The following is a 15,610-nucleotide window of genomic DNA, read 5'->3' as shown; positions in this document are numbered from 1 at the left end:
CTGCCGCCTCCTGTTGACGTATCATAAGTTTTAGCTTATCATAAGTCATGATTTATGATTACGCAGGCATGGTGGCCTTGGCCGATCCGACACGCCGCAAGGTGTTCGAGCTCATCGCCGATCGGCCACGCTCGGTCATCGATCTGACGCGAGTGCTTCCGGTCTCGCAGCCGGCCGTATCGCAGCACCTCAAGGTTTTGAAGGAAGCCCGGCTGGTCCGCGCAGAGCCGAAAGGTGCCAGCAACATCTATCATCTCGACCCGCATGGACTTGGCGAGATGCGCGCCTGGCTCGACCGCATGTGGGGCGATGCGCTCGACGCCTTCAAACGGGAAGTCGACAACAGCAAGGAGAAGAGGAAATGACGACCATGATCAAGCCCGCGCCGGTCAGGAAGTCGGTGACCGTGGAGGTGCCGCTCGACAAGGCATTCGATGTGTTCACCACAGGATTCGGGCGCTGGTGGCCGGCTTCGCACTCGATCGGCAAATCCGCCCTGACGACCGCGGTGATCGAACCGAAAGCCGGCGGCCGCTGGTACGAGATTGGCGAGGATGGGTCACAATGCGATTGGGGCGAGGTTCTCGCCTGGGATCCGCCGTCCAGGCTGACGCTCGCCTGGCGCATTGGAGCCGGCTGGCGCTACGATCCGGCACTGCTGACCGAAGTCGAGATCCGCTTTGTCGCGCTCGGTGAGAACGCGACGCGTGTGGAACTCGAGCACAGGCTTCTGGAGAACATGGGCGAAACCGCAGAGGCGATGCGCGAGGCCTTCGAATCCGAGGGTGGCTGGAGCGGTCTCCTGGACCGCTATGCGGCCGAGGCGAAGCGCCACGCCGCCTGATCGGGAAGCCTTCCAGTCCAATACCAGCGAGGCCCTCGCACTGCCGGCCTCGCCGTTTTGAATCAGTGTCGATCTCCCCATCTGGTTGACCGGGCGGGGAGATACGCTGCCCTTTACCTGGCGCCGCAAAGGTTTTGCAGCGCCGCAGGTTTGTAGAACGTCCTCTCCTCCTACCATCCGGTATGCGTTGCGTCGTTTGGACGCGCGAACGGCGCTGTAGCAATTTGCCGTTGCGCATGGTCCTTTCGCAAAATCGATTCCGATTGTCAGGGTCATGCGTTAGACCTGACAGGCACCTTATCCGGAAATCCGATGGCGGGAGGCGCTGGTGGAAGGCCAGGACGAACAGATGACCGGCGCCAGGGCCGCCGAGGAGCGCCGCGCCGACATCTATGACGAGGACGGCGTCATCCTGTCGTCGTTCCTCGCCCAGATCGGGGCCGCGATCGCCGATCGCGATACGCTGACGCTGAAGCGTGAAGTCGACGATCTGCACCAGTCGGAACTCGGCCACCTGCTCGAGGCGCTGCATCCGGAACAGCGACGCGCGCTGGTCGAATTGCTGGGCAAGGATTTCGATTTTTCCGCGCTGACCGAGGTTGACGAGGCGATCCGCCGCGACATCGTTGACAGTCTGCCCAATGCGCAGATCGCCCAGGCGGTGCAGGATCTCGATTCCGACGATGCCGTCTACATTCTCGAAGACCTCGACCAGGAGGACCAGGACGAGATCCTGTCGCAACTGCCGTTCACCGAGCGGATCAGGCTGCGGCGCTCGCTCGATTATCCCGAAGAGACCGCCGGCCGCCGCATGCAGACGGAGTTCGTCGCGGTGCCGCCCTTCTGGACGATCGGCCAGACGATTGACTACATGCGCGAGGACAACAATCTTCCCGACCGTTTCAGCCAGATCTTCGTCATCGATCCGAGCTTCAAGCTGCTCGGCGCCATCGACCTCGACCAGATCCTGCGTACCAAGCGCTCGGTCAAGGTCGAAGAGGTCATGCATGAGACCAGGCATGCCATCCCGGCCACCATGGACCAGGAGGAGGCGGCGCGCGAATTCGAACAATACGATCTTCTGTCCGCCGCCGTCGTCGACGAGAACGAGCGGCTGGTCGGCGTGCTGACCATCGACGACGTCGTCGACGTCATCCAGCAGGAGGCCGAGGAAGATCTGCTGCGCATGGGCGGCGTCGGTGACGAAGAACTCTCGGACAGCATCTTTTCGACCTCGCGCTCGCGCGTGCCCTGGCTGCTGGTCAATCTTTTGACGGCTTTCCTGGCGGCTTCGGTGATCGGCCTGTTCGACCGCACCATCGAGCATATCGTGGCGCTGGCGGTGCTGATGCCGATCGTCGCCGGCATGGGCGGCAATGCCGGCTCGCAGACCATGACCGTCACGGTGCGGGCGCTGGCGACCAGGGACCTCGACATCTACAATGCCGGCCGCATCATCCGCCGCGAGATCGGGGTGGGCTTCATCAACGGCATCATTTTCGCCATCCTGATCGGCCTCGTGGCTGCTGCCTGGTTCCACGATCGCAATCTCGGCGGCATCATTGCGGCTGCGATGATCATCAACATGTTCGTGGCGGCTCTGGCAGGCATCCTTATCCCGCTGCTGCTCGACCGCTTCAAGATCGATCCGGCTGTGGCTTCGGCGGTTTTCGTCACCACGGTCACCGATGTCGTCGGTTTCTTTGCCTTTCTCGGGCTCGCCACATGGTGGTTCGGCGTGCGCTGAACGGCACCTCAATTGACTTTTACGTAAATGCCGTGCGAGGCTTTGGAAAGCGCCTTGTCCGCCGATTCTGGTACGCGCCTGAGCGCCGGCGGCGCCGGCCAGTTGGAACTCGCGGCGTGGTCGGGGCATTGGAGTGACGATGCGGGAATATTATTCGATCACGGAACTGACCCGGGAATTCGACGTGTCGACGCGGACGTTGCGCTTCTACGAGGATGAAGGGCTGGTGCAGCCGGTAAGGCGCGGCCGCACCCGGCTGTTCCGGCCATCGGACCGGCATCTGATCCGCCAGATCATGCGGGGAAAAAGGCTCGGCTTCTCGATCAACGAGATCCGCGAAATCATCCAGATGTACAGGGAGCCGCCCGGCGAGGTCGGCCAACTCAAATTGATGATCAAGCGAATCGAGGAAAAGCGTGAGCATTTGCGCCAGAAACGCCGCGACCTCGAAGAGACCCTGGCCGAACTCGACCAAGCCGAGGAATCCTGCGTCGAGCGGCTGGTGGAACTCGGCGTCACCACATAGGCGCGGTGTCAGCCTCGGCTCAAATCCAGCGCCGCACCCTTTTGGCGTAGTCCCGGTACTTTTTGCCGAATTTGGCGGTCAGCACCTTCTCCTCGCTCTCGATCGTCAGCTTCTGCGTCAAGAACGCCGCGATGACCGCCAGCGGCAGGAACCAGGCGATCCCCGTGACAAAGGCGAGGCTGACCAGCAGCAATGTGTTGGCGAGGTAGATCGGGTTGCGGCTGACGGCGAAGGGTCCGGTGGTCACCAGATGGTCAGGCACGCCGTTCGGGTTGAGCGTCGTCTTGGCGCGGATCATGGTGCGAATTGCCGTGAACCAGAGCGCGGCAACCGCCACCAACCCCACAAGGCCGGCGGCGAACAGGATGTCGCCGAGAAGATCGCCGATCCACGGCAGCGGATAGAACAGCCCTAGCGCGACGCTGACGATGATGGCGGCGATATAGATCAGCGGCGGCCATGGGATGTGCCCCAGCTTCGGCTGCCCAGGATTTTGCTGCACGGGTTTCGGGTGACTGTCGCTCATTATTGTCCTCCCTCGATTAGCGCGTTCCCAGTTCCGCCGCCTCGGCTTGGGCGGTGCAGGTGCCGGCGAGCTCGCCAATATGCGCCTTCCACTCCAGGGACTGGTCGTTGCTGTAGAGCCGGTCAAGCGAGGCTTCGCCCTGGAGAGTGTCCAGCATGCAGGCACAATAGCTGGAGCAGAACTCGGTGTCGCGTGCCTGCTCGCAGGATATCTGGCAGGATTTCAGAAAACTCACCTCCCTGGTTTCGGCCGGCGCCGGCATGAATTGCGAAAACAGCCAGACCGAGCCGATCAGCACAGGCTGATGGATCAAATAGAAGGCAAGGCTGTGCCGGCCGATGAAGACCAGCGGGTTTGCCCAGCGGCCGGGCGCCAAGGCCGACAGCCGCGTCAGTGCGCCGGAGGTGGCGGCGAGCTTGGTAACCGCGATGCCGGCAAGTACGGCGCCGAACCAGGGCAGCAGCGGAACGTAGTCATTGGAGCGCGGGTTGGTCGCCGACAGGCCGACCCACCACAAAGCCGGATGATCGAAAAGCTCGGATCGCAAGTAGAAAGGCGCGGCGATAACGAGGGCCGCCACGGCAAGCGTCAGCAGCGCCGGCAGCCGCAGGAACGCCAGGCCGAGCAAGCTGGCGAGCGCGATCTCGTGCAATATGCCGAAGAAGATGAAGCCGTCGGGCGTGGCGATGCGGGTGACCAGCGATATTGCGAGCGCTGCCCCGGCAACCATGGCGAAGCGCTTCCAGAAGCCGGTCCAGCGGATTTTTTTGCCATGGGCGAGATAGAGGCTGATGCCGACCAGGAACAGGAAGCTCGAGGCGATGCAGCGCGCGTAGATTTTCCACCAGCCGAAGGCGGTGAGGCCGGGATCGGTGTAGCCGAAGAATTCGAGGTCCCAGGTGAAATGATAGCTCGCCATGGCAAGCAATGCGATGCCGCGTGCAATGTCGATAGCGGCGATGCGCTTCGACTTCGGTTGATCCTGAACGGCTGCGCTCGGCGTGTCGATGCTCATTGGTCTCGCTGTCTTGGTTCAGCCCCGGCAAGACGACTATCACGGTTGCCACCGTCAAAAGAAGCAGGGCCTTGCTTTGCGTTGGTGACGGCGGCATCAGGGCTGCTTTAGGCCAGAGCCGGAAAGCCTTTGGCCGGCTTCGCTTTTTGCCGTGAAGGCGTCGGTTTCATGTTACGCGGCCAGGAATCGCCGCGGCAGATTTGTGCTCCAACCCTGCTTCGGGCGATTCGGCTTCGGGGAACACAATGGCTACCCATGTGCGCCATCCGATCTGGCTTGCGGCCTTGCGGCCGGCGGATGCCCGCACCTTCGCCTCGCTCTATGCGGTCGAATCCTTCGCGCGCGCCACCGTGTCCAGCGTCATCCCGATCCAGGCCTATGAGATACTGCACAACGAGCAGATTGTTTCGATCCTCTACACGATCGTGGCGATGCTCGGCCTGTCGGCGACGCTGTTCATGCCGATGCTGATCGCCCGCTTTGCCCGGCGCTGGGTCTATACCGCCGGCGCCTGCCTGCTGGCCGCCGGCTCGCTGTTCTTCGTCACCCATACGCTGGCTGGCCAGGTGGTCGGCATGCTCTGCCGCATCGTCGGCGCCGGCGCGCTGGCGATCACGCTCAACCTTTACATCATGGACCATATCCGCAAGACCGATTTCATGCAGGCCGAGTCGCTGCGCATGGCGTGGTCGATGCTTGCCTGGACCACCGGGCCGACCCTCGGAATTTACCTCTACACGCGTTTCGGCATCTATGCCGCGCATGGCGCGGTGGCCGTCTTCGCCATGGCTTTACTGGCGCTGTTCTGGACTTACCGGCTTGGCGATAACCCGTCGATCCGCCCCGGCAAGACGCGGCCGGTCAATCCGCTGGCCAATATCGGCCGCTTCGTCGCGCAGCCAAGGCTGAGGCTGGCCTGGCTGATCGCTTTCGGCCGCTCCTGCTTCTGGACGACGTTCTTCGTCTATGGGCCGCTGTTCATGGTGATCACCGGCGAGGGCAAGCTCGCCGGCGGCCTCTTGGTTTCGGCCGGCAATGCGCTTTTGTTCATGGCCATCTTCTGGGGCAGGGCAGGAAAGCGTTTCGGCGGCCGGCGCACCATGACGTTCGCCTATTTCGCGATGTCGGCAACGCTGCTGGCGGCCGGCGCCGTCGGCGAGGCCGCACCGCTCATCACCGGCGCCTTGCTGCTTTGCGGTGCCTTCTTCACCATCGCGCTCGATGCGCTGGGCTCGACCGCCTTCATGCGCTCGGTGCGCTCGTATGAGCGGGCACAGATGGCGGCGGTCTACCGCACCTATCTCGACTTTTCCGAGCTGACGCCGCCGCTGGTCTATTCCGTGGTGCTGGCGTTCTTCGGCCTGGGCGCGGTTTTCGCGACACTCGGCCTGCTGGCGGCGATCTGCGGCTTCGTCACCTGGCGCTATCTGCCCAAATCGCTTTGATGTTCGAGCGCCGCATGGCGCTCGAACACCCAATTGTGGAAGCGGTGCAGTGCCGCATCGAACGCAGGCCGTTCTGTTTGACCGCGCAGATCGCGACGTCTGCGGCGCCAGTTCTCCGGTTTGGCGAGGCGGCGCATTCGCCACACGATCCGGCGGAATTTGGTTTGCCGGGCGCGGCGATTCTGCCTATAGTCGCTGATGTCGTCGGTTCCGTTTGGAACCAAGAGGGAATGCGGTGCGGGCGAAATTGTTTGCCCAATGCCGTGGCTGCCCCCGCAACTGTGTGCGGTAGTCCTCTCCATATGCCACTGAAGGTTCGCCTTCGGGAAGGTGGGGAAGGGTGCTGATCCGCGAGCCAGGAGACCTGCCGGCGACAGGAAACTGACTTCTATGCCCTCGGGTGGAGGGCGAAAGGACAAGACATGAATACCGCTTCCGTTTCGCTCGGCGCTTCCGCCTCCTCGCAGTCGCGTCTCATGCAGCTGGCGCTTGCTGCATTCCTCGGCATTTTCGTCATGGGCTTTGTCGGCTTCTCGCATATCGATGCGGTCCATAATGCCGCGCATGACTATCGCCACTCGATGGGCTTTCCCTGCCACTGACAAGGGGCTGACATCATGACACTGTTTCGCAACGTCGTGTTCATCGCGGCGATCGCAGGGCTTGTGGCCGGCGTCGTTCTCGCCTGCATGCAGGCCTACGCCACCGTGCCGCTCATCCTGAAAGCGGAAGTCTACGAACAGGCCGGCGGCGGCCATGACCATGCCGCGGCACCTGCGGCACCGGCCGAAAACGCAGCGGGCACGATGGCTATGAGCAGCGCCGCGCCGGCACCGGCTGAAGCAATGGCTCCGGCTGAAGACGAAGGCTGGGCGCCGGCCGACGGCTTCGAGCGCTTTGGCTTCAGCGTCGTTGCCAATATCGTCACCGGCATTGGCTTCGCACTGGTCCTGGTCGCGGTTTCGGAATTCGCCGGCGGCATCGGCAATTGGCGCCAGGGCCTGTTCTGGGGGCTTGCCGGCTTTGCCGTGTTCACGCTGGCGCCCGGCCTCGGCCTGGCGCCGGAACTGCCGGCGATGCCGGCGGCCGACCTTGTCCAACGCCAGATCTGGTGGTGGGCAACAGTGGTGGCGACAGCGGCCGGTCTCGGCCTTATCGCCTTCCGCAGATCGCTGCCGCTGGCGATCCTTGCCGTGGCGTTGATCGTTGCGCCGCATATTGTCGGCGCGCCGCAGCCCGACAGTTTCGAGACGGCGATCCCGGAAGGCCTGCATCATCAGTTCGTGGTGGCGGTGACGCTGACCAATCTGGTGTTCTGGCTGGTGCTCGGTATGGTCGTCGGGCTGGTGCGCGGACGCTTCACCGGCGCGGCAACCAGCCTGCGCGACAGCTTTGCCTGACCGCGCTGCCGGGGCGCTGACCCTGGTCATCGGCGGTGCGCGCTCCGGCAAGAGCGCGCATGCCGAGAGGCTGGTGAGCGCCTGTCCGGCGCCGTGGAGCTATATCGCCACAGCGCAAGCCTATGACGAGGAGATGCGTCAGCGCATCGCGCTGCACCGCTCGCGGCGAGGCGATGGCTGGACGACCATCGAGGCGCCGCTCGACCTTGCCGGCGCGATCGAGGCACTGCCCGACGGCCAGCCGGTGCTGATCGACTGCCTGACGCTGTGGCTGACCAACCATATGCTGGCCGACCATGATGTCGAGGCCGAATGCCAAAGGCTGGCCGATGTGCTGTCGCGGCCGCGTGGCCCGTGGTTCGTGGTGTCCAACGAGGTCGGCCAGGGCATCGTGCCGGACAATGCGCTGGCAAGACGGTTTCGCGATGCCGCCGGCCGGCTGAACCAGGACGTCGCGGCGGTCGCCGGCACCGTGCTTTTGATGGTGGCGGGGCTGCCGCTCAAGGTGAAATGACATGGCTGATACTATCGATCCCAAGACCATTGAACAGGGGGACGAGGAACGCCACCGCGCCAAGATGGCCAAGCGCAAGGCGGTGCAGGACGCCGAGGTTGCAGCCAAGACGGTCGAGAAGGGGCTGTTGATCGTCAACACCGGGCCGGGCAAGGGCAAGACCACGGCCGCCTTCGGTCTGGCGCTCAGGATGCTCGGCTACGGCAAGCGTGTCGGCGTCGTCCAGTTCATCAAGGGCAAATGGCACACCGGCGAGAAGGACGCCTTTGCCGCCTTCGGCGACCGTGTCCTCTGGCACGCCATGGGCGAGGGCTTTACGTGGGAGACGCAGGACCTGAAACGCGACATCGCGGCGGCCGAGGCCGCCTGGGCGAAGGCGCTCGAGCTGATGGCCGAGCCGTCGATCAGCCTGGTGGTGCTCGACGAGTTGAACATCGCGCTGCGTTACGACTATCTCGACCTCGAAAAGGTGGTCGCGGCGCTGAAGTCACGCCGCGAAGGCCTGCATATCGTCGTCACCGGCCGCAACGCCAAGCCGGCACTGGTCGAGGCGGCCGACCTGGTCACCGAGATGGCCGTGACCAAGCACCACTTCTCCGCCGGCGTGAAGGCGCAGCAGGGGATTGAGTTCTGAGGGGTGTTGCTGGTTTGTCAAGGTCAGCGCTGCCCCTCATCGCCTGCCGGCGACTTCTCCCCGTGAAGGACGGGGACAAGGAGCTAGCCGCAACGCTGGCGATCTCCCTCTCCCTGTCTTTTCACGGGGAGCTAAGGCTGAGGGGCAGCGCCGACCTGAACCGATTATTTGAGGCGTTGCCCTATTTTGTTCTTGCTTTGTGCCGGCAGCTATGCTATTAATTTCGCTATGGTGCTAATTGGCTCCAACGACCCGCCGCTTGGCGGGTTTTTTGTTTCCGTCGATCTCGAGCGCAGGTCACGCCAAGATAACAACCACTGCGACCACCCCGAACAGCGCAATCAGCAGCAAGTCGGCGACCTGGTAGAGTTTCAGCGCCCGTCGGACGTCGGTGCTCTCGACATCGTCGCGGCGGCCGCCCTCGCCCATCAACGCGTCTTCGACCATCACGCCGTCGTAGGAACGGGGGCCGGCGAGCGCCAGGCCGAGCGCGCCGGCCATCGCTGCCTCCGGCCAGCCGGCATTGGGCGAGCGGTGTTTTTTCGCATCGCGCCGCACGGCGTGCCAGGCGGCTTTGGCGTCGGCGCCCTTGACCAGGAAAGCCGCAAGCACGATCAGCAGCGCCGTCAGCCGCGACGCCGGCAGGTTGATCCAGTCGTCGAAGCGCGCAGCCGCCCAGCCGAAGGCTTCGTGGCGCGGCGTGCGGTGGCCGATCATCGAATCGGCGGTGTTTGCGGCCTTGTAGGCGACGCCGCCGGCGAGCCCGCCAATACCGATCCAGAAGGCCGGCGCGACGACGCCGTCGGAGAAATTCTCGGCAAGACTTTCGATCGCTGCGCGGCAGACAGCGGCCCTGTCGAGCTTTTCCGGATCGCGGCCGACGATCCTGGAGACGGCGATGCGGCCCATGTCCAGTCCGCCGCTGTCGAGTGCGTCGGCCACCGCTTCGACATGCTCGGCCAGGCTCTTCTGCGACAGCAGCGACGTCGCCAGGATTGCGGTGACCAACAAGCCGAAGGGAATGCTCCAAAGCATGACTTCGATCCAGAAGGCGAGGGCGGCCGGCACCAGCACGATCACCAGCAGCGCGACGACGCCCCAGCGGCGACGGTCGGCGTCGGAATCAGTGGCGCGGTTGAGCCTGCGGTCGAGAAAGGATATCAGCCTGCCGAACCAGGTGACGGGATGGCCAATGGCATCGAAGAGCCGGGCCGGGTAGCCGAGTACAAGTTCGATGGCCAGCGACAGGAAAGTGATCAGGATCGACATGAAGTCTCTTGATGGGGTGACGGCGGCAGTGGACCACGGCGGAAGCCTTGGCCGGGCGAGGGCGCTTTTCCCTCACGCGCCGCTGCCTTTCGTCGACCTCTCGACCGGGATCAATCCGCACTCCTACCCGCTTTTCGATTTGCCCGCCACCGCCCTGTCGCGATTGCCGGAAACGGCGCGCAGCCGCGACTTGGCTGAAGTCGCGGCAAGCGCCTATGGCGCGCCGTCGGCGGCGAACGTCGCGGCGGCGCCCGGCACGCAAATCCTGTTGCCGCGCGTCGCTTCGCTGGTCAGCCCGGGCAAGGTGCTGGTGCTCGGGCCGACTTATGCCGAGCATCGGCGGGCAGCAGCGATCGCCGGCCACGCGGCGGCTGAAGTCGATAATTTCGAAGCCCTGGCGGCGGCCAACCTTGCGATCGTCGTCAATCCAAACAACCCGGACGGGCGCGTCGTCGAGCGCGAAAGATTGCTTCGACTTGCCCGGGCATTACGCGCCAGAGGCGGGCTGCTGGTCGTCGACGAGGCCTTCATGGATGTCGGCCCGCGCAGCGAGAGCCTGGCCGGCGACGTCGACCAGGGCGGCATCGTCGTGCTGCGCTCGTTCGGCAAGTTCTTCGGCCTGGCCGGCCTGCGGCTTGGGTTTGCATTGGCCGACGCGCTGATGGTCGAGCGGCTGGAGGCGCAATTCGGGCCATGGGCGGTTGCCGGGCCGGCGCTCGAATATGGCATAAGGGCGCTTGCCGACACCGGCTGGCAGGCCGGGATGCGGCGCCGTCTGGCCGAGGACGCCGCACGGCTCGACACGCTGTTCGGCCGCTTCGGCGTGCCTGTCGCCGGTGGCACCACGCTGTTCCGCTATCTCAGGCTGGCGAACGCTGCCGGCCTGTTTTCGGCGCTTGGCCAGCGCGGCATCCTGCTTCGGCATTTCGCCGATCGTCCGGATGTGCTGCGCGCCGGCCTGCCGGGAGCCGACGAAGAATGGCGGCGGCTCGAATCCGCACTTGCCGGCTGGGCCTCGCGGCGCGACGATGATGCCAAGGGAGAAACGACCCAATGATCCATGTCTGCTCGCTGTCCAAAGTCGAGGAAACGGTAGCGAAGACCGGCGCCGGGCGGCTGCTTTCGCTGCTCGCCGCCGGAACGGAGGTGGTGCGACCGGCCTCGATCACCAGGGAAAACCATCTGCATCTGGTCATGCACGACATTGCGGTGGCGCAGGAGGGCATGACCATGCCGGGCGAGGAGCACGTTGTGACCCTGCTCGATTTCGCCCGCCAATGGGATCGCTCGCGCCCGCTGGTGGTGCATTGCCATGCCGGCATCAGCCGCTCGACCGCCTCGGCCTATATCATCGCGGCAGCGCTGGCGCCGAAGCGCGACGAGGCCGAGTTGGCCGAGACTCTGCGCAGGCTGTCGCCGACGGCGACACCCAATCCGCGGCTGATCGCGATCGCCGACACGCTGCTCGATCGCAGGGGCCGAATGATCGAAGCGATCCAGGCGATCGGGCGCGGCGCGGATGCTTTCGAAGGCACACCGTTCGAATTGAAAATCTGAGCCTAAAAACAAGTTCCAGGAAAGAGCGCAGGAGTTCTAGGACACAGCCAAGGAGCGAATGATGATCGGGAGAATTTTGGCAATCGTTGTTGGCGTGGTCTGCACGACAGGCAGCGCCATGGCCGCCTCCATGCCGGCTCTCAAGTCGATCGACCTGGCAGCGCTCCAAGCCACTGTCGAGCGTTTGGCCAAGGAACTTATGCTGCCCGGTGCTATGGTTTTGCTCAAGACTCCGCGGGGCAACCTCGTCTTCGGCTACGGTACGACTGAACTGGGTGCCACGAACCCGCCGCGCGCCGATACCCACTTCCGTGCGGCCTCGAACACCAAGACGATGACCGCCGCTGTTATCGTGCAACTGGTGCAGGAACGGAAACTGAGCTTCGCCGATCTGATCTCGAAATACGTCCAGCGCGTTCTCAACGGCGACGAGATAACCATTCGACAGCTCATAACAATGCGGAGCGGCCTCCCTAACTTCACAAATGCGCCGGAACTTGCCGAAAGCCTGGACAAGTATCCTTACAGGGTATGGACCGCCGATGAAGTACTCGGTATGGCGTTCAAACGGCCGCCGGACTTCGCGCCGGGTGCCGAATTCGAGTACAACAACACCAACTACTATCTGCTCGGCCTTGTTGCCGAGAAGATCGACGGCAAGCCGCTCTCGACCATCTTCCGGGACCGCTTGTTCGGGCCGCTCGGCATGAAGAACACGGCGTTGCCGCCGAGCACGTCGAACGCCATCCCCGAACCATACTCAAACGGTTACCTCTACGGCAGTACGTCGTACGCCCTGGCTGATGCGCCCTATCCGGACGACCTCCAGGCTGCGGCCAGGGCCGGAACGCTCAAGCCCAACGACGACACATGGCAGAACCCGTCCGCCTACTTTGCGGCTGGCGGAGTCATCTCCACCGCCGATGACCTCGCGACGTGGATGCGCGCGCTGGTCGGGGGCAAGCTCTTCAATGCCGACTTCCAGCGGCAGTGGCTTGCAAGCCCTGTGGCGCCGGAGCCGGGCGAACCCGCCATGCAAAAATACGGCTATGGCATCCTAACGCTGACCTTCGGGCCTAACGTAATCTACTATCACGAAGGCGAGATGCCCGGTTACCAGTCCTTCATGGGCTACGATCCGGCCAATGACGTCACCCTGGTCATATGGACCAACCTGACTCTCGCGCTCGACGGCCAGGCGACCGCCAACACCTTGATGGTGAAGATACTGGACGAAATCTACACGGTGTCGCCGCTTCAAGAGGGGAAGTGAGGATCCTCGCGCGCGAATGGAATCGCCCCTCGTGAGCGAGGCCTGAGCTGGTGGGATCAAACACCTACGCCAGCCAATCCGCCAGCTTGGCCTTGCGCATGTCCCTCACCAAGCCGATGAAGCCGTCGGCCTGATGCTCGGCGGTGAGCCGGCCTTTTTCGGCGGTGGCAATGCTGGCGTCGCCGACCACGCCATTCGGGTTGAGATCGCTGGCGATCCAGGCGAAGGCGTGCGTTCCGGTGTGGCGCAGCAGCGAAAATTCCTTTTCGGCGCGGGCAACCTTGGACACGAAATTGTCGGCCTTGGCCATATCGACGAGGTCGGACCGGAAATGCAGCATCAGCGAGGTCTCGACGTCGCCGCCATGAATGCCGTGGCGGTCTTCGAGATCGGTGTACATACCGGCCGGCCGGCCAAAGCGCTGCCAGCTGGTCTTTAACGCCAGCATCTTTGCCCGCACACGCAATTCGCGCGTGACGATGCCCATGATCTCTTCATTGCCGCCATGCGAGTTGACGACAATCAGTTTTCGGACGCCGGCGCGCGCGACCGACAGGCCGAGTTCGGTCCATGCCTCGACCAAGGTCGTCGCCGGCAAAGTGAGGGTGCCGGGCGCATGCAGGTGCTCGTTCGACTTGCCTACCGCCTGCACCGGCAGGATGCGGATGTCGAGATCGCCGGGCAGGCGGGCGATCACCGTTTCCAGCATACCGTTCATGATCGAGGTGTCGGTCGAAACCGGCAGATGCGGCCCGTGCTGCTCGATCGCTGCCAGCGGCAGAACGGCAATGGTCGCCTCAGGATCGATGGTCGCGTATTCGGTGGTCCGGTAGTCACCCCACCATACGCGCTTTTTTGTTCCGGCCATTTTGAACCTCGAAGAGACTGAATGGGCGTTTGCGCTGCCCCTCACCCTTAGCCTCTCCCCGTGAAGGACGGGGGAGAGGGCGATCGCCAGCGTTCCGGCTAGCCCTGTCCCCGTCACTACACGGGGAGAAGGTGCCGGCAGGCGGATGAGGGGCAGCGCCAACCTTTGTCGTGTAACTTGAGATCATCGGCCTGTCGATTCCAGCCGCTGGCCAGCGCCTGCTCAACCCGCAGCGATGACCTCGATCTCGACCTTGAATTCCGGCCGGGCAAAACCGGAAACGACCATCAGCGTCGAAGCCGGCGCAGGGCTGGCGAACAGCCGGTCGCGAACTTCCATATAGGGGCGCAGGAAGGCGCGGTCGGTGACGTAGGCGTTGATGCGGACGATGTCGGACAGGCTGAGCCCGGCCTCGCCGAGAATCGCCGATATATTCTGGAAACAGAGCTCGGCCTGCGCGCCGGCGTCTTCCGGGATCTGGTCGTCCGCTGTGATCGCAACTTGGCCCGAACACAGCACCAGCCGCTTGCCGGGTGGCAACTCGACGCCGTGGCTGTAGCGGGCGAAGGGCGGCTTGATCGACTTCGGCGTGAGAAATTTGAACATGGCAATCTCCGTTCACGGCAGCCTATCGCATCGGCCCGAAAATCGAGATCGATTTTCGGAAAGCACGATGCGACAGGATACGAAGTTTTAGAGCGTACTTTGTGCGTCCAAGTGGACGCACGTCGCTCTAATGCGGGATCGATGCGGGCATCAAGATGGCGGTGCATGTCACGAGGGCGATTGTGGACAGGCGATCAAAAAATAGGCACGATGCCTTTCGTACAGCATGACCCGTCCGGCCTTCGCGCCGCCATTGCACAGGCGGGCATTGCACAAGCGGGCGGTCCCGGCGCAACGCGCCGGTGGCATGTGTCTTGCTTCTTGAAACAATGGTGTCGAGCCCGCCGCGTAATGCGCCGGAGCGAACAAAGGGTGGTGTGGATGTACGGAAAACTGAAGATTTCGGCCGGCGCGATCGTGCTGCTTGGCGCAGGCACGCTTGCTGCGGCAGCGAACGAAAAAGTCACCTTCGGCACCAATTGGTTGGCCGAGCCGGAGCATGGCGGTTACTACCAGGCGGTGGCGGATGGCACCTATGCGGCCTGCGGCATCGACGTGACGATCATGCAGGGCGGCCCACAGGTCAGCGGCCGGCCGCTGCTGCTGGCCGGCAAGATCGATTTCTACATGGGCGGCAATTTGCTGTCGGCCTTCGATGCCGTGCAGCAAGGCATACCGATGCGCGTCGTGGCCGCCGACTTCCAGAAGGACCCGCAGGTCATCATGTCCCATCCCGGCCAGGAGCTGGACAAATGGGAAGACCTGAAGAACGCCGACCAGTACATCCTCGGCGACGAAGGTGCGCAGACCTTCTTCCAGTGGATGGTCACCGACCTTGGCTTCGATGCCGCCAAGCGCGTGCCATACACCTTCAACCCTGCGCCGTTCATCGCCAACAAGAAGTCGATCCAGCAGGGTTACGTCACCTCGGAGCCATTCGCCGTTCAGAAGCAGGGCGGTTTCACGCCGAACCAGTTCCTGCTGGCCGACTATGGCTGGGACACATATGCAACGACGGTCGAGACCATGCAGGAGACGATCGACAAGCGGCCCGAGGTGGTCCAGTGCTTCGTCGATGGTTCGGCCAAGGGCTGGTACAATTATCTCTACGGCGACAACAAGGCCGCCAACGAAATGATCAAGAAGGAAAATCCGGACATGACGGATGAGCAGATCGCCTTCTCGATCGAGCAGTTGAAGAAGTTCGGCGTGGTCGATTCCGGCGACAGCGAAAAGCTCGGCATCGGCGCCATGACCGACGCGCGCATCCAGAGTTTTTACGACAAGATGGTCAAGGCGAAGGTCGCGCCGGCGGGCATCGACATCAAGAAGGCCTACACGCTTTCCTTCGTCAACAAGGGCGTCGGGCTCGACCTGAAGAAGTAG

The 15,610-nt window shown here is 63.4% G+C and carries 18 protein-coding genes and 1 riboswitch; of the genes, 13 read left to right on the top strand and 5 right to left on the bottom strand.

Features of this window, described 5'->3' with window-relative positions:
• The first annotated feature begins 47 nt into the window (after positions 1–47).
• The 4 genes from NKJ13_RS07715 (at position 48) to NKJ13_RS07700 (ending at position 3,117) form a co-directional block, all read left to right on the top strand.
• Positions 48–365 (top strand): ArsR/SmtB family transcription factor, encoded by a 318-nt coding sequence (locus tag NKJ13_RS07715; RefSeq protein WP_023676569.1) that lies wholly within the window; start codon positions 48–50, stop codon positions 363–365.
• Entirely contained in the window at positions 362–844 is a 483-nt protein-coding gene (locus NKJ13_RS07710; RefSeq protein ID WP_254818127.1) for an SRPBCC family protein, read from the top strand. The genes NKJ13_RS07715 and NKJ13_RS07710 overlap by 4 nt, the downstream gene beginning before the upstream one ends.
• A gap of 349 nt (positions 845–1,193) precedes the next feature.
• Positions 1,194–2,591, top strand: coding sequence for a magnesium transporter (gene mgtE, locus NKJ13_RS07705; protein WP_502894205.1), 1,398 nt, complete (start codon positions 1,194–1,196; stop codon positions 2,589–2,591).
• A 139-nt stretch (positions 2,592–2,730) separates the two neighbouring features.
• Positions 2,731–3,117, top strand: coding sequence for a MerR family transcriptional regulator (locus NKJ13_RS07700; RefSeq protein WP_254818129.1), 387 nt, complete (start codon positions 2,731–2,733; stop codon positions 3,115–3,117).
• A 19-nt stretch (positions 3,118–3,136) separates the two neighbouring features.
• On the opposite strand, the gene NKJ13_RS07695 is transcribed toward NKJ13_RS07700, so the two are convergent.
• Positions 3,137–3,643 carry a methyltransferase family protein gene (locus NKJ13_RS07695; protein ID WP_352454650.1) on the bottom strand — a complete coding sequence of 169 codons (507 nt, stop codon included), beginning with the start codon at positions 3,641–3,643 and terminating at the stop codon, positions 3,137–3,139.
• 16 nt (positions 3,644–3,659) lie between these two features.
• Positions 3,660–4,658 carry a heparan-alpha-glucosaminide N-acetyltransferase gene (locus NKJ13_RS07690; protein ID WP_352505713.1) on the bottom strand — a complete coding sequence of 333 codons (999 nt, stop codon included), beginning with the start codon at positions 4,656–4,658 and terminating at the stop codon, positions 3,660–3,662.
• Between the two features lie 245 nt (positions 4,659–4,903).
• On the opposite strand from NKJ13_RS07690, the gene NKJ13_RS07685 reads away from it, so the two are divergent.
• The 5 genes from NKJ13_RS07685 to cobO all read left to right on the top strand — a co-directional run bounded on the left by NKJ13_RS07685 (position 4,904) and on the right by cobO (position 8,651).
• A complete protein-coding gene (locus tag NKJ13_RS07685) occupies positions 4,904–6,103 on the top strand; it encodes an MFS transporter (RefSeq protein WP_352505714.1) in 1,200 nt (399 codons plus the stop codon).
• A gap of 188 nt (positions 6,104–6,291) precedes the next feature.
• A riboswitch (cobalamin riboswitch) is annotated at positions 6,292–6,489 on the top strand.
• Between the two features lie 36 nt (positions 6,490–6,525).
• Positions 6,526–6,705 (top strand): CbtB domain-containing protein, encoded by a 180-nt coding sequence (locus NKJ13_RS07680; RefSeq protein WP_023676561.1) that lies wholly within the window; start codon positions 6,526–6,528, stop codon positions 6,703–6,705.
• Positions 6,706–6,720: 15 nt separating this feature from the next.
• Positions 6,721–7,503 carry a CbtA family protein gene (locus NKJ13_RS07675; RefSeq protein ID WP_352505716.1) on the top strand — a complete coding sequence of 261 codons (783 nt, stop codon included), beginning with the start codon at positions 6,721–6,723 and terminating at the stop codon, positions 7,501–7,503.
• Positions 7,496–8,017: a bifunctional adenosylcobinamide kinase/adenosylcobinamide-phosphate guanylyltransferase gene (gene cobU / locus NKJ13_RS07670; protein ID WP_352505717.1), complete on the top strand. Its 522-nt coding sequence runs from the start codon at positions 7,496–7,498 to the stop codon at positions 8,015–8,017. Before NKJ13_RS07675 ends, cobU begins: the two co-directional genes overlap by 8 nt.
• A 1-nt stretch (position 8,018) precedes the next feature.
• Positions 8,019–8,651 carry a cob(I)yrinic acid a,c-diamide adenosyltransferase gene (gene cobO / locus NKJ13_RS07665; RefSeq protein WP_352477569.1) on the top strand — a complete coding sequence of 211 codons (633 nt, stop codon included), beginning with the start codon at positions 8,019–8,021 and terminating at the stop codon, positions 8,649–8,651.
• Positions 8,652–8,948: 297 nt separating this feature from the next.
• Here the strand turns inward: cobO and cbiB are convergent, their stop codons facing one another.
• Positions 8,949–9,920, bottom strand: a complete 972-nt coding sequence (gene cbiB, locus NKJ13_RS07660) for an adenosylcobinamide-phosphate synthase CbiB (protein WP_352505718.1) — start codon at positions 9,918–9,920, stop codon at positions 8,949–8,951.
• Here cbiB and cobD point away from each other — a divergent pair.
• The 3 genes from cobD to NKJ13_RS07645 all read left to right on the top strand — a co-directional run bounded on the left by cobD (position 9,919) and on the right by NKJ13_RS07645 (position 12,750).
• Positions 9,919–10,977, top strand: coding sequence for a threonine-phosphate decarboxylase CobD (gene cobD, locus NKJ13_RS07655; RefSeq protein WP_352505719.1), 1,059 nt, complete (start codon positions 9,919–9,921; stop codon positions 10,975–10,977). The genes cbiB and cobD overlap by 2 nt on opposite strands.
• The gene (locus NKJ13_RS07650; RefSeq protein WP_352505720.1) at positions 10,974–11,477 is read left to right on the top strand and encodes a tyrosine phosphatase family protein; all 504 of its coding nucleotides are present in this window, start codon (positions 10,974–10,976) and stop codon (positions 11,475–11,477) included. The genes cobD and NKJ13_RS07650 overlap by 4 nt, the downstream gene beginning before the upstream one ends.
• A 61-nt stretch (positions 11,478–11,538) precedes the next feature.
• Positions 11,539–12,750: a serine hydrolase domain-containing protein gene (locus NKJ13_RS07645; RefSeq protein WP_352777492.1), complete on the top strand. Its 1,212-nt coding sequence runs from the start codon at positions 11,539–11,541 to the stop codon at positions 12,748–12,750.
• Between the two features lie 64 nt (positions 12,751–12,814).
• Here NKJ13_RS07645 and NKJ13_RS07640 read toward each other — a convergent pair whose 3' ends face one another.
• Together NKJ13_RS07640 and NKJ13_RS07635 are read right to left on the bottom strand one after the other, a co-directional pair.
• Entirely contained in the window at positions 12,815–13,618 is an 804-nt protein-coding gene (locus NKJ13_RS07640; RefSeq protein WP_352505723.1) for a creatininase family protein, read from the bottom strand.
• A 222-nt stretch (positions 13,619–13,840) separates the two neighbouring features.
• Complete coding sequence (locus NKJ13_RS07635) at positions 13,841–14,224, bottom strand: RidA family protein (protein ID WP_352505724.1); 384 nt, start codon at positions 14,222–14,224, stop codon at positions 13,841–13,843.
• Between the two features lie 381 nt (positions 14,225–14,605).
• On the opposite strand from NKJ13_RS07635, the gene NKJ13_RS07630 reads away from it, so the two are divergent.
• Positions 14,606–15,610, top strand: coding sequence for an ABC transporter substrate-binding protein (locus NKJ13_RS07630; RefSeq protein WP_352505725.1), 1,005 nt, complete (start codon positions 14,606–14,608; stop codon positions 15,608–15,610).

This window comes from Mesorhizobium sp. M0174 (assembly GCF_040322275.1).
In the GTDB taxonomy this organism is placed as follows: Bacteria; Pseudomonadota; Alphaproteobacteria; order Rhizobiales; family Rhizobiaceae; genus Mesorhizobium.
Note: the sequence above shows the minus strand (reverse complement) of the source record. Positions and strands in the feature narration are given on the sequence as shown.

Excerpts from the sequence above, each read along its gene's own strand:
- cobO (WP_352477569.1), top strand. The coding sequence starts at position 8,019 with ATGGCTGATACTATCGATCCCAAGACCATTGAACAGGGGGACGAGGAA.
- NKJ13_RS07690 (WP_352505713.1), bottom strand. The coding sequence starts at position 4,658 with ATGAGCATCGACACGCCGAGCGCAGCCGTTCAGGATCAACCGAAGTCG.
- mgtE (WP_502894205.1), top strand. The coding sequence starts at position 1,194 with ATGACCGGCGCCAGGGCCGCCGAGGAGCGCCGCGCCGACATCTATGAC.
- NKJ13_RS07680 (WP_023676561.1), top strand. The coding sequence starts at position 6,526 with ATGAATACCGCTTCCGTTTCGCTCGGCGCTTCCGCCTCCTCGCAGTCG.
- cbiB (WP_352505718.1), bottom strand. The coding sequence starts at position 9,920 with ATGTCGATCCTGATCACTTTCCTGTCGCTGGCCATCGAACTTGTACTC.
- NKJ13_RS07685 (WP_352505714.1), top strand. The coding sequence starts at position 4,904 with ATGGCTACCCATGTGCGCCATCCGATCTGGCTTGCGGCCTTGCGGCCG.
- NKJ13_RS07700 (WP_254818129.1), top strand. The coding sequence starts at position 2,731 with ATGCGGGAATATTATTCGATCACGGAACTGACCCGGGAATTCGACGTG.
- NKJ13_RS07710 (WP_254818127.1), top strand. The coding sequence starts at position 362 with ATGACGACCATGATCAAGCCCGCGCCGGTCAGGAAGTCGGTGACCGTG.
- NKJ13_RS07650 (WP_352505720.1), top strand. The coding sequence starts at position 10,974 with ATGATCCATGTCTGCTCGCTGTCCAAAGTCGAGGAAACGGTAGCGAAG.
- NKJ13_RS07640 (WP_352505723.1), bottom strand. The coding sequence starts at position 13,618 with ATGGCCGGAACAAAAAAGCGCGTATGGTGGGGTGACTACCGGACCACC.
- NKJ13_RS07645 (WP_352777492.1), top strand. The coding sequence starts at position 11,539 with ATGATCGGGAGAATTTTGGCAATCGTTGTTGGCGTGGTCTGCACGACA.
- cobD (WP_352505719.1), top strand. The coding sequence starts at position 9,919 with ATGAAGTCTCTTGATGGGGTGACGGCGGCAGTGGACCACGGCGGAAGC.
- NKJ13_RS07635 (WP_352505724.1), bottom strand. The coding sequence starts at position 14,224 with ATGTTCAAATTTCTCACGCCGAAGTCGATCAAGCCGCCCTTCGCCCGC.
- NKJ13_RS07695 (WP_352454650.1), bottom strand. The coding sequence starts at position 3,643 with ATGAGCGACAGTCACCCGAAACCCGTGCAGCAAAATCCTGGGCAGCCG.
- NKJ13_RS07715 (WP_023676569.1), top strand. The coding sequence starts at position 48 with ATGATTTATGATTACGCAGGCATGGTGGCCTTGGCCGATCCGACACGC.
- NKJ13_RS07630 (WP_352505725.1), top strand. The coding sequence starts at position 14,606 with ATGTACGGAAAACTGAAGATTTCGGCCGGCGCGATCGTGCTGCTTGGC.
- NKJ13_RS07675 (WP_352505716.1), top strand. The coding sequence starts at position 6,721 with ATGACACTGTTTCGCAACGTCGTGTTCATCGCGGCGATCGCAGGGCTT.